This is a genomic window from Rhodococcus sp. NPDC056516, from assembly GCF_042794655.1.
GTDB lineage: Bacteria > Actinomycetota > Actinomycetes > Mycobacteriales > Mycobacteriaceae > Rhodococcus_F.
In genome coordinates this window covers 345655-365050 of the sequence record NZ_JBHTTG010000001.1, presented here as the reverse complement: position 1 = coordinate 365050, position 19396 = coordinate 345655, and the positions used below count along the sequence as shown (strand labels likewise).

Genomic DNA, 19396 nt, shown 5'->3' with positions numbered 1-19396 from the left:
CAACCGGAGAGAATGTCCCGATGCCTACCGACCTCGAACGCCGACGCGCGATCGACACCGCCGCGAGCATGTACCTCGCGGAGGAACCACTCGACATGTCACTGCTCGCCGACCGTCTCGGGGTAGGCCGCGCGACGCTCTACCGCTGGGTCGGCAACCGCGACGAACTGCTCGGAACAGTGCTGGCCGAAGCGACCGAACGGACATACCGCAAAGCGATGTCACAGGCGTCGGGGCAAGGTCCGGAGTACATCCTCGACGTCTTCGGCCGCGTCATGCGCTCGGTGGAATCATCGACCGAACTGCGCGCGCTGACCAAACGTGAACCCATGGTGTTCATCAAGCTCGCGATGATGCCCGGTTCGATCGAGTCGATCTCCGCCTCCATCACCGCCGAGATACTGCAGTCCCAGGTCGACGCGGGCCAGTTGACCATCACACTTTCGCCACAAGTGCTGGGCGAAGCCCTCGTTCGTATCTGCGACGTGCACCTCTATGCACCCCTACTCGGACGAGAAAAGGCCGAAATCGAGACGGCTCTCGACCTGATCGCGCTACTCCTCGGCGTCACCCGCATCTGACGGGACCGACCGAGTGATCGCTGCTGCGACACACCCGCCGACCCGAGTCCTCAGACGTCTGATGAGTTGCTACTCTTTCGGTACCCACCCGAGAGGCAAGCCGTGTCCGACGACCACACAGGATTCACACTTCGCAGTGGTCCGCTGGTACCGCAACTCGAACAGTTGCTGCGCGGGCGAATCATGCATGGAACGTGGGCGCCGTCCGAGCGCATACCGAGCGAGGCGGCCCTCGCCGTCGAACTCGGCGTCGGACGCTCCTCGATTCGCGAGGCCATCCGTCTCCTCGCTCGCGACGGACTTCTCGAGGTTCGGCACGGCGTCGGTACCTTCGTGGCGGCCGCGTCCGAACTCGAGCACGTCGACGAATTCACCAAACTTCTTCGACGGTCCCGCATCTTGGAGGTCTTCGAAGTGCGTCGCGCACTCGAAATCGAGGCCGCCAGGCTGGCTGCGGAGCGGGTACAACCCGAGGACCTCGACGGCCTGAGGCGACGACTGACCATGCGACACAGCCATTTCGAAGGTGATGTCGAGAAGTTCGTCGACGTCGACCTCGACTTTCACACGGAAGTTGTCCGCCTCTCCGGAAATGCGGTCCTGCTCTCACTGTTCACGTCGGTGCGTCCACTCCTTCGTGAATCCCTCGTCGAGATGATGGCCCACGAGGCCGGCGTCCCCGACACCTCACATGCCCATGATCAATTGGTCGAGGCCCTTCAAGATGCCGACCCCGAAGCCGCGGTAGCGGCAACCCGAGCGAACATCGACACCGTCCTACGACGCCTACGTGTGCTCGACGCCTGAGAGAGGTTAGTTCTCGTGCAACACCCCACCGGCACGGTCCTGTCGACCGAACACGTGGATCTCGTCCGCGACGGCCGATACTTGTTGAAAGACATCAACATTTCGATCGAACCCGGACAACACTGGGTCCTCCTCGGCGCGAACGGCGCGGGCAAGAGCACGCTTCTGAGCCTGCTCGGAGCAACCGCCCACCCGACTCGCGGTTCCGTCTACGTCCTCGGACACAAGCTGGGCCGCGTCGATATGAGGGAACTGCGGATGGACATCGGGCACGTGAACCCGCGTCACACGATCGGAATTCCGATCACGGTCCGCAACGTCGTGATCACCGGCCTCACCAACACCACCGAGGTGATGCCGCGATGGTCACCGACTCCGGAGCAAGAAGCTCATGCCGATGCGCTGATCGATCTCCTCGGCATGCGCCCGCGTTCGGACGCACTGTGGCCTAACCTGTCCCAAGGTGAACGGGGACGAGCCCTGATCGCCCGAGCACTCATGGTCGAACCACGCCTGCTACTGCTCGACGAGCCGGCCACCGGGCTGGATCTGGCTGCACGCGAACAACTCTTGACGGCGCTGGACGACCTCCGCAATCAGAATCCGTCACTTGCCAGCATCCTCGTAACGCATCACATCGAAGAGATTCCGAGCACCACGACGCACGCTCTCCTGATCAAGGACGGCGTCGTGACCGCCGGCGGTCTCGCCGAGAATGTGATCACCACCCAGAACATCAGCGAGTGCTTCTCGCATCCCATCGAGATCGAGCGTCGCGGTGGTCGGTGGAATGCACAGTCTCGGCCACGCGAAAGAGTCTGACCGACAGGCATTTCAGAGACGTCTGGCGCCGGGACCCTCCCGGCCCAGTTCGTCTCCCGGGTTGAGCAGGTTGCAGGTCTTGAGTGAGAGACATCCGCAGCCGATACAGCCCGTCAGCTCGTCCTGCATCCGATTGATGGCCTGCTTGCGATCCTCGAGGCGTTGATTCCACTCCGTCGAGATCTTGCGCCAGTCCTTCTTCGTCGGAGTTCGCCCCTGCGGCAACGACCCGAATACTTCGGCAACTTCGGCAAGCGGTATCCCGAACCTGACTGCCAACTGGATCAGTGACACCCGCCGGATCGAGTGACGCGGGAACTTCCTCATGTTTCCCGCCGTCCGCTCCGCTGGAACCAGACCGAGTGTTTCGTAGTAGCGCACCGCCGAGACGGCGACGCCGGTTCGCGCCGATACCTCACCGATCGAGAGAAGTTCGTCACTCTTGCGGATCATTTTGCCTCCCAATGGCTGCGCAACATTGACCTGAAGCGCACTTGAGATTCTACCTTCGACAACATGCACTCCCCTACCGATGCTCCCGCCGGAACCTGGCGGCAGCTCCTGAGCGGTCGATACCTCGGCACCGCTACCGTCCTCGCAGGCGGCGTCGCGCTGTATGCGACCAACGTCTACCTGACGACCAGCCTGCTTCCGACTGCCATCGACGACATCGGTGGTCAGCAGTACTACGCCTGGACCGCAACGGTCTTTCTCATCGCTTCCGTCATCTCCTCGATGCTGGTCACCAACGTCCTCGCAGCCAGGGGACCGCGCGGGGCCTACCTGATCGGCCTCGCGATCTTCGCGCTCGGCACCGTCGTATGTGCGGTCAGCCCGACCATGGAATTGCTGTTGGTCGGCCGCACAATCCAGGGGTCGGGAGGTGGCCTGCTGGCCGGTCTCGGTTACGCCGTCATCAATTCCGCGCTTCCCAAACATCTGTGGACGCGCGGGGCTGCGCTGGTTTCGGCGATGTGGGGAGTCGGCACCTTCGCCGGGCCCGCGATCGGCGGTGTCTTTGCTCAATTCGGTGCTTGGCGATGGGCTTTCGGCGTTCTGGTCGTCGCGACGATTGCAGTTGCCGCTCTCGTTCCCGGCGCCTTACCAGCGCATGAACCGGGCAGCACCACCAGTAGCCCGGTGCCGGTCCTCTCACTGGCGCTGCTGACCGCGGCAGCATTGTTGGTCAGCGTCGCCGGAATTCTGTCCAACCTCGCAGTGACCGCCGGGATGGTCCTCGCCGCTGTGCTGCTACTGATCGCTTTTGTCGCCGCAGGCCGCCGCTCGAGCCACGGCGTACTGCCACCGTCGACGTTCAACGCGTCGTCTCTCAAATGGGTGTACCTGACCATCGTCGTCCTCGCCGTCGCGTCGACCGTCGAGACATTCATTCCACTCTTCGGCCAACGACTTGCCGGACTGGCACCGCTCGCCGCCGGATTCCTCGGCGCCGCACTCGCTCTGGGCTGGACTCTCGGCGAAATCCCGAGCGCCTCGGCCACGACCCCTCGTATCGTGCGACGAATCGTTGTCAGCGGTCCGATCCTCGTCGCGATCGGGTTGGGCATCATGGCAGCATTTCTCACCGAGCACGCCGGCGCCGGTGCGATGGTCGCGTGGGTGATCGGACTGCTGGTCGCCGGCGTCGGAATCGGCATCGCCTGGCCTCATCTTGCAGTCGGCGCGATGACGTCGGTCGCCGATCCCGGGGAAGGTGCGCGGGCCTCGGCTGCCATCAACACCGTGCAGTTGATCGCCAATGCTTTCGGCGCAGCTTTGGCCGGAGTGCTGGTGAACATCGGCGAACCGTCGACGCTTCGTTCTGCACAATTGCTCCTCTTCGCCTTCGCCGCTGTCGCGATCATCGGCATTGCCGTGGCCGTTCGCGCACTTCCGCGAACGCTCGTCACAGTCGACCAACCCGAAATCGTTCACGACGCTCGCTAAACTGTGGAAAACCCAGGCGGAGGAGTTGGCCAGTGACAGAACCGGATCCGGACACAGTGGAAACCGACTTCCCGAAAACGAGCGCTCCCGCCCAGCGGGCGCTGATCGGAGCGGGTTACACCCACCTCGCACAACTGACGTCCGTGTCCGAGAAAGAACTCGGCGCCTTGCACGGGATGGGACCGAAGGCCCTGAGGATTCTGCGCGAAGCACTCGCCGAACGTGGTCTGAGTTTCACCGACTGAGCTTCGCCGACTGAACTCTCACATCAGACCAGGCTCGCGCGAACCTGGTTGCCACCTTCCCGCTTCGCTTCGTACATTGCCGAATCTGCAACGCGGAACAGTTCGGCGAAGGCTTCGTCGACCGACTCGTCCGAATTCCGTGGCGCGGTGCGGACCGCCATTCCGACGCTGGCACTCGTCGGCGGATCATCGGCCGCCCCGTCCATCGCCGAGCGGATCTGTCCTTCCAGCCTGGAAATCATGCTGACCGGTACCCGCTCCACCACGACGAACTCGTCACCGCCCATACGAGCTGTCAAGGCGGACTGGGTTGTCCACAAACGGATGCGCAGTGCAGTTCGCATGATTGTGCTGTCTCCTACGTCATGGCCGTGAACGTCGTTGATCGTCTTGAAGCGGTCGAGGTCGATCACCACTACGAGCAGTGCGTCCGCTTCGGTGACCGGGGCGCCCATCAAGTCGTTCACCCGACGCGCCAGTCCGCGACGGTTGAGCAGTCCTGTCAACGGGTCGATGTCGGAGGTAGTGGCGTCCGAACCCAGGACCGCCAGAACAATTTGTGACACAACGGGAATCACGATGATCGTAGCCAGCACAACCGAGATCTTCGCCAGTCCCAACCCGACGTCGGCTGTTGGGCCGAACAGCAGGGTCCACCCGGAAAGCACCGTGACGATCGAGGCGAAGATCAGGTGACCGACTTGCAGTTTCGGGTTGTGGAAGAACGCAATGTAGCCACCGATCGACGCAAAAACGACACACGCGATGAGCCGCCCCAGCGGTTCCGAGTCGGTTGCCGATGCTGCCGCAATCGCCACGTCGGACCCCACGACAAAGGTGTACGACCACAACGGCGTCGGCGGAAACAACCACCAGATCAGGGCCGCACCGACGCACATCGCAATGACAGCCAGATTTACTGCTCGCCAGAACGTACCTTGCGGACCGACGCCGCTGAAGCGTGCCGACAGCAATACCAAGCCCATCCAGAACGCGGTTCCGCCGACCAGTGCCCGGCAGGAAGTCAAGAACCCACGGTCCTCGAGGTAACGACTGAAACTGTGAAACTGGTCCGGCAACCGCCACCAGCGCATGACAACTTCGACGAGACCGTTCATCACAGTTCAACCGGCGCAGGTCTGGAACTTTCGGGCACACTTCGACGTAGCGGACATGCTGATTTCCCCCCGGAGCACACTGGCATATCCGGCAGCATAGTCAGCGATGGACAAACAAACCGTTCTGCCGGATTCGGGAATGGCCGATCAGGTCAGCGCGTCGTAGGCGGCCGATACGTACTGCGCCGATCGCTCCGAACCGAGCAGACCCGGCCCCATCTTGTTCATCACGTACGAAAACGTCATGCGCTTGTCGGTGTCGATGATGATCTGCGAGCCTCCCCAACCACCCCAGAAACAAATTCGCCCCTCCGGAATGAACGGGACGGACTCGGGCGTCGGCAAGCCGAATCCGACGCCGAATCGAACCGGCACACCGAGGACGAGGTCGACCCCGTACGACTGCTCCTCGAAGATCTTGTCGATGGTCTCCTCCGACAGCAGACGGACGTCACCGACCTTGCCTCCGCACGCGATCACCGACTGGATGCGTGCGAGCGCCCTCGCATTCGAATGACCGTTGGCCGCGCCGATCTCGGCGGCGCGCCACCCGTCGGTCCACGAACCTGTAGCGTCGGCCGGCGGTGCGGTGAAGGTCTTCACCATGATGCTGTCCATCCCGAGTGCCGCGATGTCGATCGGCAACGGCGGTGGTGCAATGACATTCGAGACTCGCCCGTACTCGGACTTCGGCAAGCCCAGGCGGAAATCAGCATCGAGCGGACCGGCAATTTCCTCGTCGATGAAGCGGCCGAGGGTTCGTCCGTCGATGCGCCTGACGACCTCACCGATCAGGTGACCGTAGTTGAGGGCGTGATATCCGGATGCCGTACCCGGTTCCCACCAGGGGGCCTGAGTCGCCAACCGGGCGGTGGCGTACTCGTCGTCGCAGATGTTCTCGAGGGTGAAGGGTTGATCCCACCCCGACACACCCGAGGTGTGCGACAGCAGTTGCCGTACCTGAATACGATCCTTGCCTGCTGCGGCGAACTCGGGCCAGTACTGCGCGACCGGGGCGTCGAGATCCAGCAGGCCGCGGTCGACGAGCATGAGCGCGGCCAGTGCGGTCACGGTCTTGCTGCAGGACCAGACGTTGGTGACGGTGTCGCGGGCCCAAGGAGCGGTGTGCTCGACGTCGACCCAACCGCCCCACATGTCGACGACGGATTCGCCGTCGATCGTCAGTGCTATCGCTGCCCCGACATCCTCGCCGGTATCGAGATTGCGTGCCAGTGCCTCCTTCAAACCAGAGAATCGCTGGTCACATACGCCTTCGATGTTCGCCACTGACAGCCTCCACAGGAATGATGAAACTTGACGTCAACTTCAACTATCTTGAGTATGTGTCCAATTTGCCTGTGGTGTCAATCACTTCAGGTCCGAGAGTTTGTTCAGACCAACGGAATTCCCTTGGCGATGCGCCGACGCAGATCCCAGAGATAGAAGTTGTAGGGGAACATCCGCAGAATCTTCGGACTGAACCGATTGACCAGCGCGGCGACGCGCATGGATCGGTCGAAATTACGCTGCCGACGCACTGACCACGGGAGCCGCATCTCGTCACGAAAGACCTGGGGAAGGAACCCGGTGGTGACGAATCGATTGAACGGGCCGACCACGGGATGCAACAACTTCGGCGTGAATGTCGCCGACGCGATCCCGTACAGATGCTCACGAATCGTCTCGTCGATGGCCACCTTGCCGAGGTTCTCGTTCCAGTAGACCTCGAACGCATCCCGGTCCGCCGGCCACATGTCGCGGCGCATTTGAAGAGTCGTACCGAAGGTCGCGCTGCGCTGATAGAACGCGTCCTGGGTCACGGGATCGAGATCGCCGTACAGAATTTTGTACACGTCCTCGAAGCCTCGATACAGGCAGGCGGCAACCCACAATTGCAGTTGGGGATCGAACGCGTTGTACTCGACTGCGCTGTTCTCGTCGGAGCGAACGTGCTTGTGCGAGCCGTTGACTGCGCGTCGGTACAGCTTCTTTTCTTCGTCCGTCGCCAGGCTCGCGACCGCGAGATACGTCAGCGTCGTCCGGGTTCGCTTGGCCGGGTGTCGGTCCAACCGGCCTGTCTCGACCTTACTCTCGTATACGCCGTACCCCACCGCCGGACGCGCCAACTGCATGATGACGTTCGCGCCGGCGGCCAACAACCCGAGTCCGGACATCGCCTTTTCGACTTCCGCGTCGATGTCGATCGCTTTGGCGTCAACACTTGTCGACGTTTTCCCGCACCCGTCGATCGAATCCCTACTCACCGTCATGGCAGAACCCCTTCAAAGTCGCATCTGCGAACGCACGTTCTCAGATGAGTGAAACGCTGAAATGTCGAGATGTCAAGCAACGCCGAGATTTCAATCAACACCGAGATGCCAAGATGGTCTTCATGAATGACCAACCGCGTTCGTACGGTGGCGTCGATGGCGCGCTGCGCGTAGCCCAACGACGGGAGACGCTGATCGAGGCCGGCCTGGAACTCATGGGGTCGACCGAACCCGAACTGACGGTCCGAGGAGTGTGCAAGCAGGCCGGTGTCGCGGCGAGGTACTTCTACGAGAGCTTCACCGATCGTGATGCATTGATGTCGGCCGTCTACGACACAGTCATCACGGATATCGCCGTTTCAACCCAGGCTGCGGTGGACGCCGCCGAGACCGAACGCGGCAAGGCGCTCGCCGGAATCGCGAACATCGTCCGCACTATCGCGAACGATCCCCGCCGCGGACGTCTTCTGTTCTCCAGCGCCCTGACGAGCCCTGTCCTGGCCGAGAAACGCCAAGCCTCGACGACGATATTCGTCGGTCTCCTCGCTGCCAACGCCAAGACCTTCTACCGATTGAACGACAGCGGTCATCTGACCCTGACGGCAACGTTCCTGGTCGGCGGTCTGGCGCAAACCCTCAGTGCATGGCTCGACGGGTACATCGACGTGACGGAAGAAGAACTGGTCGCCGAGTGTGCGGCGATCCTGCTCGCTCCCGCCCTACCTCCGTCTTGAGTTCCTGCTCCGTCGTGAGTTCCTGATTCAGTCCCAGATACCGATGTTGTCGAGGTGCGCCAGCAGTCGGGCAGCGCCGTCGGAGAACTGCAGACCCATCTGCGCGTCGACCTGCTCACGGTCACCTTTTTCGAACGCCTCGATCAGGCTGTCGTGACTCGATACCGCAAGCTCACCCCATCCGGGATCGGTCGCGTAGAGACGAGCAGGGGTGTACCGAATCGCGCCGAACAGGAACCACGCCAGTTTCGCTCCGCCTGCAGCGCGATTGATCAGGCGATGGAACTCGAATTCGCACTGCTCGATCGCAGCTGCATCCGAGGCGTCGACCGCCGCTCGCAAATCGGCATTGAGCTCCGTGAGTTCCACCAGTTGATCAGCGGTGATGCTGTCCATCGCCCGCAATGCCAGCTTGACCGCGATCTGCCCCTGCAACCAGAAGATATCTTCGATGTCCTGGCGGCTGAGGGGTGAAACGAGATAGCCGCGATGCGGAACCAACTCGACCATCCCCTCGCCGCGTAATGCGACGAGGGCTTCTCGCACCGGCGTGACGCTGACCCCGAGGTCGGCTGCGGTTTCGTCCAGCCTGACGAACTCGCCCGGACGAACCGAGCCGGACATGATCAGGTTGCGAACGTGGTTGGCCACGTCCTCCGACAACTGTGGCCGTCTCCTCAGCTCAGATGTCGCTCTCCGAGTGCGTGCAGACGTTGCCACAACCGATCCTCACAGTCCGTACGTTTTGCCGATGATGTCTCGCTGAATCTCGTTGGTACCACCATAAATGGAGGACACAAGAGTCTTTCGCACATGATGCTCCATGTCGAACTCAGTCGCGTAACCGTACCCACCCATCATCTGCATCCCCTCGAGCGCGACCTTCTTGGCGGTCTCGGTCAGCTTGAGCTTGGCCATCGACGCTTCCCGCGGGAACATCTTGGTCGGGTTTGCGTCGACCATCCGGGCCACGCTGTAGACCAGCAGACGGCCACATTCGATCTCGGTGGCGAGATCCGCGATCCGGTGGCGAAGCGCCTGGAACGATCCGACCGGACGGCCGAACTGCTTACGCGTGGTGACGAATTCGAGGGTGTCGTCGAAAGCGCGCTGTGCGGTCCCGAGCATCATCGCAGCGAGGATGAGGCGTTCGATGTTGAGTCCGGCCATGAGTTGACGCCAGCCGTTGCCGACTTCCCCGACCACCGCGTCCTCGGGCAGCAACGTGTCGGTGAAGTACAGATCGTTGACCTCCTTGCCGCCCATGGTGTCGATTCCGCTGATCTTCAGTCCGGAGATGTCCGCCGGGACATGGAACATCGTCAGGCCCTCATGCTTGCCTTCGCCTCTGGACGTACGAGCCACCAGGAGGATGTTCTCGGCGAAGTGCGCGTTGGAACACCACGTCTTCTGTCCGTTGATCAGCCACCCACCGTCGACCTTCTCGGCGCGGCAACTCAAATTGCCCACGTCGGAACCTGCTTCGGGTTCGGACATCGAGATCGACTGGGACGCGCCGCGGACGATCCCGCCGAGCACTGCCTCCTTCTGCTCCGGACTTCCGAACTTCTCGTACGCGGCCCCGGTGATGACGGTCGGGCCGAGTCCACCGATCGGCGCCATCCCTTTGGCGGCTTCCTCCAGGAAGATGCACAGGTCAACCGTGCTTCCGGCCGATCCGCCGTACTCCTCCGGCACGGTCAGTCCGAGCCATCCCAATTCGGCCATCTTCTCGTAGAACGCCTGGTTGTGATTGTGGGCGCCATGATCGGTCAGCAGATCTCGCTGCTCACGGGTCCCACTTTCCTTCTTGCAGAACGCCGCTACCGACTTGGCGAAATCAGACTGCTCCTGCGTGAAATCCATGTACATCGAAAACTCCCGAGTGAGATGAGGCTGGAGGCTTGTCGGAGCACCGTCCGACGCATACTGTGACTACCAGCACAGTAAATCACATCACATATATGTGATGCACCGACATGTGGAGGATCTGAAGAACATGACAGAACAGCTCGGCCGCCAGAGCACGTCTACAGATCCGAAATCGGACGACCACACCTTCGCGAGCCTCGACCCTCGCAACGACTCCGTGGTCGCGCAGCACCCCATCGCCGACCAGCAGGCGATCGAAAAGGCAGTCGCCGCAGCTCGCACCGCATCGAAGTGGTGGGATCAACTCGGATTCCAAGGCCGCCGGAAAGTGCTCGGTAATTTCCGCGCCGCAATCGCCACTCACGCCGAATCGATGGCGGCGATCATTTCCGCCGAGACGGGAAAGCCCAGCGACGACGCACTACTCGAAGTCATGCTGGCCGTCGAACATCTCGACTGGGCGGCACGCAACGCACAGAAAGTGTTGCGCCGCAGACGCGTCGGCGCAGGACTGATCAGCGCCAACCAGTCTGCCTCAGTCGGCTACCGGCCGATGGGCGTCGTCGGCGTGATCGGTCCCTGGAACTATCCGCTGTACACACCGATGGGGTCGATCGGCTACGCACTGGCCGCCGGTAACGCCGTCGTGTTCAAACCGAGCGAACTCTCACCGGGCGTCGGCGTCGAATTGGCCCGCTTGTGGAACATCGCTGCACCCGGACACCCTGTCCTGCAGACCATTACCGGTGACGGCAAAACCGGCGCACTTCTGTGTTCGTCCGGTGTCGACAAGATCGCATTCACCGGTTCGACCGCTACGGCGAAGCGTGTGATGGCCGCCTGCGCGGACACCCTCACTCCTCTGGTCGCCGAATGTGGCGGCAAGGACGCCATGCTGGTGGACTCCGACGCCAACCTCGATGCAGCCGTCAGCTTCGCCGCGTTCGGGGCAGTGGGCAACGGCGGACAGACCTGCGCCGGCGTCGAGCGAATCTACGTCATAGCACCCGTGTACGACGCTTTCCTGTCCAAACTCACGGCCGCACTACGGGACGCCCACGCCGGCGCCACCGACAGCTCGACCTACGGGCCGATGACGTTGGGAAAGCAGACTGCGATAGTCCGGGGTCAGATCGAAGACGCTCTCGGACGCGGTGCGAAAGCTGTACTCGGCGGACTTGATTCGTTCAACGGTCCGTTCATCGATCCGATCATCCTGACGGATGTTCCGGAGGATTCCACTGCGATCACCGAGGAAACGTTCGGCCCGAGCGTGGTGGTGAACAAGGTGGCCGACATGAACGAGGGGATCGAGCGCGCCAACGCGTCGAAGTACGGCTTGGGCGCCTCGGTGTTCACCAAGAGTTCGTCGAAGGGCCGAGCGATTGCCGAGAGGCTCGAATGCGGTGTCGTCACGGTCAATTCGGTTCTCGGATTCGCCGGAATCGCCGCCCTGCCGTTCGGCGGGGTCGGCGATTCCGGATTCGGCCGTATCCACGGAGCTGACGGTCTGCGTGAGTTCAGCAGCGTGAAATCACTTGCCGTTCAGAAGTTCAACGCTCCGCTGGACCTGCTGACCATCGAGAGAAAAGCTCGAGACATGAAGATCTCCCGTTGGATGCTGGCGAAGCGCCACGCAAAGTCCTGAGAGGTCAGCCGATCAGCCGGCAGTGACGAGCACCTGTTCGGCACTGTCGGCTGCTTCGAGTTCACGAACCAGCGGAAGCACCTTGGCCCCGAAGTACTCGATCTCTTCCTGGAAGTGGAGGAACCCACCGAGAATCAGATCGACACCGCGACGGCGATATTCGACGATCCGATGAGCGATCTGCTCCGGCGTGCCGATCAGTTGCGAGCGGAAGCCGTCGTTGTACTGAACCAGGTCCTCGAACTTGGAATCCGCCCACATGCCGTCCTTGGCCGCGGTCGACGCGCCTGCCTGCTGAACTGCATTCTTGAACCCCTCGACCGCAGGGCGGTTGGCCTTGGCGATGATTTCCCGCAGCGTGTCTTTTGCTTCGGCCTCGGTGTCGCGGGCGATGATGAACCCGTTGAGCCCGAACTTCACCTCCCGATCGTTCTCGCGAGCAACCCGGCGAACGTCGACCAACTGTTCGGTGACTCCGTCGTAGTCCTTGCCGTTGCTGAAGTACCAATCCGAATAGCGGCCGGCGTTCTCGCGGGCTGCCGCCGAGTTACCACCTTGGAACAGTTCGGGATTGGGACGCTCCGGAGTGTTGAGCGGCTTCGGCTTCAACGTGAAGTCGTGAATGCGGTAGAAGTCTCCGCGGAAATCGACGTCGTCCTCGGTCCAGATCTTGCGAAGAACCTGAAGGAATTCGGCGCTACGCCGATAGCGCTCGTCGTGCTCGAGCCATGGCTCACCGAGGTGAGTGAACTCGTCCTTGAACCAACCGCTGACGACGTTGACGGCAAATCGACCGTTCGACAGATGGTCAGCGGTAGCACCCAGTTTCGCCAACACTGCCGGCTGCCAGAGTCCGGGGTGTACCGCGGCGATCACCTTGAGCTTCTCCGTTGCCAGGAGTAGCGCGAGGCTGAAGCTCGTGGATTCGTGCTGGAACTCGGCCCCGTAACTCGCCTCGTAGCGAACCTGACTCAGGGCGTACTCGAAGCCGTTGTTCTCGGCAGTTTGCGCCAGCTTCTTGTTGTACTCGTAGTCCCAGCTGGTCCGCTGCTCGATGTCGGAGGTGACCAGACCACCACTGACATTGGGCACCCAGTAGGCGAACTTGATCTCGTCGGCGATACGTTCAGTAGACATAATGTCCAGCAAACATGCAGTTCCCGGCTATTTCCAGGGTAGCGATCACACAGGTTGTAAGTGTTGGGTGGGTGCTACGACCGTGAAACGGTGGCAGCATGACTGCTGTGGACATTCAGGAGATCGCGCACCGCATCACCAGCGAAGACGAGGCTCTCTCGGTGGCGTCGCAGCTGTCCGCCGAGTTCGCGGCAGGTGCCGGCGTCCGCGATGCGCAGCGCCTTCTTCCCCACGACGAGGTCCGCGCCCTGGCGAAGTCCGGCCTGCTCGGACTCTCGGTGCCGAGGGAGTTCGGTGGAATCGACGCGAGCACCGAGACGTTGACCGAGGTCTTCCGTCTACTCGCCGAAGGTGATCCCAGCATCGCGCAGATTCCCCACAGCCACTTCACCTTCCTGGAAGCGCTTCGGTATCAGGGGTCGAACGAGCAGAAGCAGTTCTTCTACGCCGAGGCATTGTCGGGTAAGCAGTTCGCCAACGCCCAGAGCGAGCGCGGCAACAAGACCATCGACATCGACGGCACCACTCTCACTCCCGACGGCGAAGACTTTCTGCTCGAAGGTCGCAAGTTCTATTGCACGGGAGCGCTCTTCGCAGACTGGATCGTGGTGCGGGCGGCCAATGCGGATCAGTTCACCGAGACCGGTGCGCAAGTGAAATCCGTGGTCTACCTACCTCGGAATACACCCGGACTGTCGATCGTCGACGACTGGGACGGTATGGGGCAGAAGACAACTGCAAGCGGAACCGTGACCCTGGAATCCGTGTCGGTGCCGCGGTTCAACGTCGTACCCTTCACATCGCTGTTCGCGCATCCGACCACCTACGGGGCACAGGCACAGATACTGCACGCCGCGATCGACACCGGCATCGCGTCAGCCGCACTGCGCGAATCCGTGGAACTCGCCGCGAAAGCACGTCCCTTCTTCGAGGCGAAAGTCGATACGGCGGTGGAGGATCCACTGCTCGTTCAACTCGCAGGCGAAGCGGCTATCGAGGTTCGCGCTGCCCGATCCCTCTTGGCGGAGGCAGCGCGATCGATCGACGTGGCGCGTCGTGATCCCACCGAGGACTCCACAGCCCGAGCGTCCATCGACGCCGCAACTGCCAAGGTGGTCGGCGCCAGGGCATCATTGGCGGCTACGAGCACGTTGTTCGAAATCGGCGGTACCCGAAGCGCAGGCGAGTCTGCGAACCTCTCGCGGTTCTGGCGTGACGCACGCACCCACACCCTCCACGATCCGACCCGATGGAAGGTCCAACACATCGGGCGCTGGACGCTGTCCGGGACAATCCCACCGAGGCACGGCCTGCTGTAATCGCCGACTAGCCGGAATTCACGTAACCGCTGATCAAGACGTCGAGACCTTCCAAGTAACTCTCAGTCGTCGTCCCTGCAGGCCAGTCTTCGAGCACCTCACTGAGTACCGGCAGTTTCTCGGGCCCGATTTCCCGGATCTTGACCGCGAGAGGTGACACACTGCCTTCCGGCCGCGTCGTGGTGTCGTAGATGTTGAGCAGCGCACCGAGCGTGTAGTTCCACAGTGCTCGATAGACCAACAGTGCGCGACGCGGCGACATACCGAGTTCGACACACGCGGCCATGGCCCGGTCCACCAAGACCACAGCGCCGCTCCCGCCGCGCCCTCCGCGCTGAAGCAACTCGATGATCCAGCGCTCCGACGCCAGCTTTTCGAAGATCGCGGAAAAGATCATGCGAAGGCGCTCGACCTGATCCTGTGGCAGAACCAGTGAACCGAGGTCTTGTGAGTACACATCGAGAACCGCACTGATCAGCTGTTCCTTGTCGCCCACGTGCCGGTACAGCGCCATCGGTGTGGTGCCGAGCGACTTCGCCAACGCTCGCATGCTCAATGCGTCGGCGCCACCGGACTGAAGTTGCCGTTTCGCTTCGTCGACGATCTGCTCCGACGTGATCGTCGGGGGACGTCCGAGCCGCGGTGATCGCGGTTCCATCTTTTCGGCCATCCGTCGATTGTGCGCGCCCCGGCTACGACGCTCTCGCCCGGGGAACCCCTTGCATCTCAGCCCTCAGCAAGGTAAACCTAACTACTTATGAGAACGCGTATACAAATTGGTTACCTGCAATGACAACAACAACCCGGGCGGTAGCGGCGCCTGCTCTGATCCTCACAGCCGCCGCGGCAGCACAGTTCCTGGTGGCCTTCGACATGTCGGTCATCAACGTCGCACTGCCCGACATCCAGAAATCACTGAACTTCTCCGACGCCGGATTGTCCTGGGTCGTCAACGCGTACGCCCTCGCCTTCGGCGGACTGCTGCTTCTCGGCGGCCGTCTGTGCGACGTAATGGGCACTCGTCGGGTTCTGGTTTCCGGGCTTCTGCTGTTCGCCTTCGTCAGCATCGTCGGCACCTTCTCCGTGTCCGCCGAGATGCTTGTCGGAGCTCGGGCGCTTCAAGGCGTCGGCGCTGCGATGATCGCGCCGGCCGGGCTCGCCGCCCTCAGCCAAGCCTTTCCCACCGGACGGGCCAGGGCGAAGGCATTCGGCATCGGGGCAATGTCATCAGCGCTCGGCGGCGCACTCGGTGTCGTACTGAGTGGCATCTTGACCGAAGGGCTCAGTTGGCGATGGGTGATGTTCGCCGGCGCACCGGTGGCCCTGCTCGCCGCAGTTGCCGGCGCCCGTGGACTGCCGGCCGGCCAAGCCGCCAGAGGCGGCTCCCTCGATCTCCCTGGGGCCATCTTGGCGACGACGGGCATCACCGCCCTGGTCGGCACCGTCATCGCCACCGAATCACATTCCTGGACTTCAGGTTACGTGCTGGGTGGATTCGCGCTCACGATCGCCCTGCTGACCGCCTTCGTTGTGGTCGAAAGCCGCTGTGCCACCCCACTGGTACGACTGTCCACCCTGCTTCGACCCCGAATCGGGCTGGCCAACGCCATCATGTGCCTGGTGTGCGCGGCACAGTTCAGCGCGTTCTTCTTCGTCTCACTCTTCCTGCAACGTGGGCTGGGCTATTCGCCGACCATCACCGGTCTGGCTTTCTTGCCCTTCTGCTTCGGCTTGGTCATCGGCATCCTTGCGTCCACCAAACTCCTTCCGCGCTACGGAGTTCGGCCGCTGCTCGTAGTCGGAACAGCAGTCGCAGCGATCGGAACTTTCATCTTCTCGACCATGAACGTCGACAGCCCCTTTTGGGCCGTCATCCTGGTGCCTTCGCTTCTGGCGAGCATCGGCATCGGTCTGTCGTTCATGCCGCTCAGCAACGTCGCCACGGCCGACGCTCCTCCCGAGGAAGTCGGCATGGCATCCGGGCTGCTCAGCACGTCGCGTCAGATCGGCGGTTCACTCGGACTGGCCGTTCTCGTGAGCGTCGCCGCTTCCTCGACGGCGCGCTCGGACAGCGCACCGACCGAAGCACTGGTTTCCGGATACTCCCAAGCCCTCTTCGTCTGCTCCGGCCTGCTACTGGCCGGAACCCTCCTGTCCTTCTTCTTCCCACGAATGGATCGTTGACCTCAGATGTTCACCACCCGAACCGCATTCGGCATCGTCTCGGCGCTTCTCCTCACCGTTGCCGGTGCAAGCGCGTGCAGCAGCTCCGCCGAGTCCGACACCGCTTCTGCAACTCGCTCCGTCACACACGAACTCGGCACCGTCGAAGTTCCGGCATCACCGCAGCGCATTCTCGCGCTCGACGAGTATGCGGGCCTGAGTGCACTCGCGCTCGGTGTGAAGCCCACCGTCGTCTACAGCACCCTGCGATCGGACGTCGCCAAAACAATTCTGCGCGAGCAGGGCGTCGAAGTTCTCGACAAACCGACCTTCTTTGCCAACCCCGCCGTCGAGGAGATCGCGTCGGTCGAACCCGACGAGATCTTGATGAGTAATGCCGGCCCACTACCGAGTCTGTTCGCTCAGATCAACGCCGTGGCGCCGACCTTGGTCCTCCCCTACTCGGCACCGTGGCGTGATGTGCTGGAACAGGCTGGGGCACAGCTTGATCGAGACAGCGAAGCAACCGCGATGATCGAAAAGCTGGAATCCGGTCTCGAAGACGTCAAGATCGCGGCGGCCGGCCAGAGCCTTGCAATACTTCTCGGCTACAGCGGAAACCTGTTCACCGTGCCACCGACCACTCCCATCTCCACATTGGTCACCGAGGCGGGTTTCACCAGGCCGGTGTCGGAAGTCAACGCGACCAACAATCAAGACACCGGCACGATTTCACCCGTCTCCCCGGAGCTCCTGCCCGAGCATGCTGCGCAAACCGTCGCCGTGCTGTCCGGCCAGCAGTACGACGCATCCATCGTGCGAAACACTCCGCTGTTCGACAACCTGGCGCCCGATCCGGCGCACGCACTGGACGTCAGCGGCGATCTCTGGTTCGGCAGCCATCCGTTTGCGATCTACTGGATCATCCAAGACCTGGACGGCATCGCACATGGCAAGGGGCAGAGCAGCATCGGAACCCTCGACAGTGCCGACGCGCGATGGGCGGCATTCAGCGCGCTCTGACGTCCTGACGGAAAGTCAGCGGAGAAACACCCACCCGGGTGGCGAAGAACTTCGTGAAGTTCGCAGAATCGTCGAACCCCAACTTCGACGCCACCTGGGTGACCGTGTCCGTACCGAACGACAGTAGACGTTTCGCTTCGAGCACCACGCGCTGATCGATGTACTGCTTTGCCGTCATTCCGGCCGCGGCTCGGGTAGCCCGCAATACAGTCTTCTCGGAGTACCCGATCTTGTTGGCGTACTCCGAAACCGAACGGACCGTGGCGAAGTCACGTTCGACAACGGAATGGAACCTTTCGAATACGTCATTGTGCGCCAGCACCGAGCTCTGTTCCTGCCCACCGAGATGGGTCAGCTTCAACAGAATTGCGGTCAGCGTGTGCCGCAGAATGGCCGCGCGAACGACCGGCGCAGAAGTATCCGGGCAGCCGTAGTTGAGATTCAGGTGTTTCATACCCGTGCTGATGGTCTCGAGGTTCTCGCCGGACAACTGCCACGCGGCCTGCCGACTGTGAGCGTTCCCGTCCAACAGTTGCTGGCTGACGGCATCGAGCGACGAGGGCGTGAAGAGAACAACCGTCGCCTCGAAATCCTGGATTCGACCCCACTGTTGCACTTGCCCCGGTCTGACCCAGAACACAGTCCCCGGGCTGACCGCGTAGTTCACGAAGTCGATGGTGTGTAGAGCCGAGCCCTCGGTCACCAGCGCGAGTAGGTGAAACTGCGGACGTTGAGGGCCGACGAACTCGGCGCTCCCCCCGTTGATGCGAATGGTGTCCAGGCTGAGAACCTCGATCTCGGTCGCATCAGCAACCGAAGATGCGTACCCGACGTCCCGGACGGGTACTTGTCTGTTTTTCACTAGTTCGGGACTCATCTTCACCGTGACCGAATACCCGAATGCGACATACCGTCACAGTATCAATCAGTTCGCGCTCGGATAGGAATCCACAGTGAAATCAGCAGGCCCGACAACAGCAGGCAAGACACAACTCACCTACGTCTTCGACGCCTATTGCGGATGGTGTTTCGGCTTCGGCCCTGCATTGACGGAGTTCGTCCGTCGAAATGCCGATTCCATCGACTTGTCCGTAGTCAGCGGCGGACTGTTCACCGGCGAGCGCGTCGCACCTATGTCTTCGGCTCCGTACCTCAAATCAGCCAACGCCACCATCGCAGCTCAGACCGGAGCCGTCTTCGGTGACGGATATTCACAACTGGTGGCTGACGGACGGTTCGTCATGGATTCGACGGATGCCGCGATCGGCCTCGCCGCGCTGCGCGCGCAAGACCCGACACGCGCGCTCGACATCGCGGAGGCCATGCAGATCGCGTTCTACCGAGACGGTCGCAGCCTCTCCGATCCCGAGACGTACCGAACTGTTGCAACATCGCTCGGACTCGACCCCTCTGCCGCGGTGTCTTCCCTGTTCGCCGCCGCTTCGAAGGATGCCGCCCGCGCCGATTTCGTGCGAGCACGCAGGCTCGGCGCCACTTCGTTTCCGACGCTGCTGTTCCACGGGAGTGACGGGTCCGTCGTGAAATTCGGTTCACCGACCAGTACCGCGGCCGATCTCACCCGCGATCTGAACACGTGCGTGCGGGCGTATGCGGTGGCTTGACCACCCCCGTCCTCGCCACCCCTTCCCGAGCGAAAGGTACGTTCAGCGCCTTCAGCACGCCGAACGTGCCTTTCGCACAGCCGTACCT

The 19396-nt window shown here is 62.0% G+C and carries 20 protein-coding genes; 11 read left to right on the top strand and 9 right to left on the bottom strand.

Features of this window, described 5'->3' with window-relative positions; genetic code table 11:
- Positions 1-20: 20 nt before the first annotated feature.
- The 3 genes from ACFQ6Y_RS01650 (at position 21) to ACFQ6Y_RS01640 (ending at position 2210) form a co-directional block, all read left to right on the top strand.
- On the top strand, positions 21-581 hold the full coding sequence (locus tag ACFQ6Y_RS01650; RefSeq protein WP_378447440.1) for a QsdR family transcriptional regulator: 561 nt from the start codon (positions 21-23) through the stop codon (positions 579-581).
- Between the two features lie 102 nt (positions 582-683).
- A complete protein-coding gene (locus ACFQ6Y_RS01645) occupies positions 684-1388 on the top strand; it encodes a FadR/GntR family transcriptional regulator (RefSeq protein WP_003943086.1) in 705 nt (234 codons plus the stop codon).
- A 15-nt stretch (positions 1389-1403) separates the two neighbouring features.
- Positions 1404-2210 (top strand): ABC transporter ATP-binding protein, encoded by an 807-nt coding sequence (locus tag ACFQ6Y_RS01640; RefSeq protein WP_378628208.1) that lies wholly within the window; start codon positions 1404-1406, stop codon positions 2208-2210.
- A gap of 12 nt (positions 2211-2222) precedes the next feature.
- Here the strand turns inward: ACFQ6Y_RS01640 and soxR are convergent, their stop codons facing one another.
- Positions 2223-2663, bottom strand: a complete 441-nt coding sequence (gene soxR, locus ACFQ6Y_RS01635; protein ID WP_283305409.1) for a redox-sensitive transcriptional activator SoxR — start codon at positions 2661-2663, stop codon at positions 2223-2225.
- A 63-nt stretch (positions 2664-2726) separates the two neighbouring features.
- Between soxR and ACFQ6Y_RS01630 the strand changes: the two genes are divergently transcribed.
- Positions 2727-4157, top strand: coding sequence for an MFS transporter (locus ACFQ6Y_RS01630; protein ID WP_378628206.1), 1431 nt, complete (start codon positions 2727-2729; stop codon positions 4155-4157).
- A 32-nt stretch (positions 4158-4189) separates the two neighbouring features.
- The gene (locus ACFQ6Y_RS01625) at positions 4190-4402 is read left to right on the top strand and encodes a DNA-binding protein (protein WP_378628204.1); all 213 of its coding nucleotides are present in this window, start codon (positions 4190-4192) and stop codon (positions 4400-4402) included.
- A gap of 23 nt (positions 4403-4425) precedes the next feature.
- Here the strand turns inward: ACFQ6Y_RS01625 and ACFQ6Y_RS01620 are convergent, their stop codons facing one another.
- From ACFQ6Y_RS01620 to ACFQ6Y_RS01610, 3 genes are all read right to left on the bottom strand, one after another.
- Positions 4426-5520, bottom strand: coding sequence for a GGDEF domain-containing protein (locus ACFQ6Y_RS01620; protein ID WP_378628202.1), 1095 nt, complete (start codon positions 5518-5520; stop codon positions 4426-4428).
- A 147-nt stretch (positions 5521-5667) separates the two neighbouring features.
- On the bottom strand, positions 5668-6807 hold the full coding sequence (locus ACFQ6Y_RS01615; RefSeq protein ID WP_378628200.1) for a serine hydrolase domain-containing protein: 1140 nt from the start codon (positions 6805-6807) through the stop codon (positions 5668-5670).
- 104 nt (positions 6808-6911) lie between these two features.
- Complete coding sequence (locus tag ACFQ6Y_RS01610) at positions 6912-7790, bottom strand: oxygenase MpaB family protein (protein WP_378628198.1); 879 nt, start codon at positions 7788-7790, stop codon at positions 6912-6914.
- A gap of 44 nt (positions 7791-7834) precedes the next feature.
- Here ACFQ6Y_RS01610 and ACFQ6Y_RS01605 point away from each other — a divergent pair, with 44 nt between their 5' ends.
- Positions 7835-8524: a TetR/AcrR family transcriptional regulator gene (locus ACFQ6Y_RS01605; protein WP_378628196.1), complete on the top strand. Its 690-nt coding sequence runs from the start codon at positions 7835-7837 to the stop codon at positions 8522-8524.
- Between the two features lie 27 nt (positions 8525-8551).
- Here ACFQ6Y_RS01605 and ACFQ6Y_RS01600 read toward each other — a convergent pair whose 3' ends face one another.
- Together ACFQ6Y_RS01600 and ACFQ6Y_RS01595 are read right to left on the bottom strand one after the other, a co-directional pair.
- Positions 8552-9244 carry a GntR family transcriptional regulator gene (locus ACFQ6Y_RS01600; RefSeq protein WP_378447447.1) on the bottom strand — a complete coding sequence of 231 codons (693 nt, stop codon included), beginning with the start codon at positions 9242-9244 and terminating at the stop codon, positions 8552-8554.
- Between the two features lie 9 nt (positions 9245-9253).
- Complete coding sequence (locus ACFQ6Y_RS01595) at positions 9254-10396, bottom strand: acyl-CoA dehydrogenase family protein (protein WP_283305417.1); 1143 nt, start codon at positions 10394-10396, stop codon at positions 9254-9256.
- A gap of 127 nt (positions 10397-10523) precedes the next feature.
- On the opposite strand from ACFQ6Y_RS01595, the gene ACFQ6Y_RS01590 reads away from it, so the two are divergent.
- Positions 10524-12044, top strand: a complete 1521-nt coding sequence (locus ACFQ6Y_RS01590) for an aldehyde dehydrogenase family protein (protein WP_378628194.1) — start codon at positions 10524-10526, stop codon at positions 12042-12044.
- A 12-nt stretch (positions 12045-12056) separates the two neighbouring features.
- On the opposite strand, the gene sfnG is transcribed toward ACFQ6Y_RS01590, so the two are convergent.
- Positions 12057-13181, bottom strand: a complete 1125-nt coding sequence (gene sfnG / locus ACFQ6Y_RS01585; protein WP_378628191.1) for a dimethylsulfone monooxygenase SfnG — start codon at positions 13179-13181, stop codon at positions 12057-12059.
- Between the two features lie 98 nt (positions 13182-13279).
- Between sfnG and ACFQ6Y_RS01580 the strand changes: the two genes are divergently transcribed.
- A complete protein-coding gene (locus ACFQ6Y_RS01580) occupies positions 13280-14500 on the top strand; it encodes an SfnB family sulfur acquisition oxidoreductase (RefSeq protein WP_378541960.1) in 1221 nt (406 codons plus the stop codon).
- A 7-nt stretch (positions 14501-14507) separates the two neighbouring features.
- Here the strand turns inward: ACFQ6Y_RS01580 and ACFQ6Y_RS01575 are convergent, their stop codons facing one another.
- On the bottom strand, positions 14508-15170 hold the full coding sequence (locus tag ACFQ6Y_RS01575) for a TetR/AcrR family transcriptional regulator (RefSeq protein WP_378530839.1): 663 nt from the start codon (positions 15168-15170) through the stop codon (positions 14508-14510).
- 119 nt (positions 15171-15289) lie between these two features.
- Between ACFQ6Y_RS01575 and ACFQ6Y_RS01570 the strand changes: the two genes are divergently transcribed.
- Together ACFQ6Y_RS01570 and ACFQ6Y_RS01565 are read left to right on the top strand one after the other, a co-directional pair.
- Positions 15290-16684 carry an MFS transporter gene (locus tag ACFQ6Y_RS01570; RefSeq protein ID WP_378541956.1) on the top strand — a complete coding sequence of 465 codons (1395 nt, stop codon included), beginning with the start codon at positions 15290-15292 and terminating at the stop codon, positions 16682-16684.
- A gap of 6 nt (positions 16685-16690) precedes the next feature.
- Positions 16691-17686 carry an ABC transporter substrate-binding protein gene (locus ACFQ6Y_RS01565; protein WP_378541954.1) on the top strand — a complete coding sequence of 332 codons (996 nt, stop codon included), beginning with the start codon at positions 16691-16693 and terminating at the stop codon, positions 17684-17686.
- On the opposite strand, the gene ACFQ6Y_RS01560 is transcribed toward ACFQ6Y_RS01565, so the two are convergent.
- Positions 17673-18548 (bottom strand): helix-turn-helix domain-containing protein, encoded by an 876-nt coding sequence (locus ACFQ6Y_RS01560; protein ID WP_378541952.1) that lies wholly within the window; start codon positions 18546-18548, stop codon positions 17673-17675. The two genes, ACFQ6Y_RS01565 and ACFQ6Y_RS01560, sit on opposite strands and share 14 nt — an antisense overlap.
- A 91-nt stretch (positions 18549-18639) precedes the next feature.
- Between ACFQ6Y_RS01560 and ACFQ6Y_RS01555 the strand changes: the two genes are divergently transcribed.
- Positions 18640-19308: a DsbA family protein gene (locus tag ACFQ6Y_RS01555; protein WP_378628188.1), complete on the top strand. Its 669-nt coding sequence runs from the start codon at positions 18640-18642 to the stop codon at positions 19306-19308.
- Positions 19309-19396: the final 88 nt, after the last annotated feature.

Bases quoted from the DNA above. Each gene is read 5' to 3' on its own strand.
- ACFQ6Y_RS01650 (WP_378447440.1), top strand. From the start codon at position 21: ATGCCTACCGACCTCGAACGCCGACGCGCGATCGACACCGCCGCGAGC.
- soxR (WP_283305409.1), bottom strand. From the start codon at position 2,663: ATGATCCGCAAGAGTGACGAACTTCTCTCGATCGGTGAGGTATCGGCG.
- ACFQ6Y_RS01630 (WP_378628206.1), top strand. From the start codon at position 2,727: ATGCACTCCCCTACCGATGCTCCCGCCGGAACCTGGCGGCAGCTCCTG.
- ACFQ6Y_RS01620 (WP_378628202.1), bottom strand. From the start codon at position 5,520: ATGAACGGTCTCGTCGAAGTTGTCATGCGCTGGTGGCGGTTGCCGGAC.
- ACFQ6Y_RS01610 (WP_378628198.1), bottom strand. From the start codon at position 7,790: ATGACGGTGAGTAGGGATTCGATCGACGGGTGCGGGAAAACGTCGACA.
- ACFQ6Y_RS01605 (WP_378628196.1), top strand. From the start codon at position 7,835: ATGAGTGAAACGCTGAAATGTCGAGATGTCAAGCAACGCCGAGATTTC.
- ACFQ6Y_RS01595 (WP_283305417.1), bottom strand. From the start codon at position 10,396: ATGTACATGGATTTCACGCAGGAGCAGTCTGATTTCGCCAAGTCGGTA.
- ACFQ6Y_RS01590 (WP_378628194.1), top strand. From the start codon at position 10,524: ATGACAGAACAGCTCGGCCGCCAGAGCACGTCTACAGATCCGAAATCG.
- sfnG (WP_378628191.1), bottom strand. From the start codon at position 13,181: ATGTCTACTGAACGTATCGCCGACGAGATCAAGTTCGCCTACTGGGTG.
- ACFQ6Y_RS01580 (WP_378541960.1), top strand. From the start codon at position 13,280: ATGACTGCTGTGGACATTCAGGAGATCGCGCACCGCATCACCAGCGAA.
- ACFQ6Y_RS01575 (WP_378530839.1), bottom strand. From the start codon at position 15,170: ATGGCCGAAAAGATGGAACCGCGATCACCGCGGCTCGGACGTCCCCCG.
- ACFQ6Y_RS01570 (WP_378541956.1), top strand. From the start codon at position 15,290: ATGACAACAACAACCCGGGCGGTAGCGGCGCCTGCTCTGATCCTCACA.
- ACFQ6Y_RS01565 (WP_378541954.1), top strand. From the start codon at position 16,691: ATGTTCACCACCCGAACCGCATTCGGCATCGTCTCGGCGCTTCTCCTC.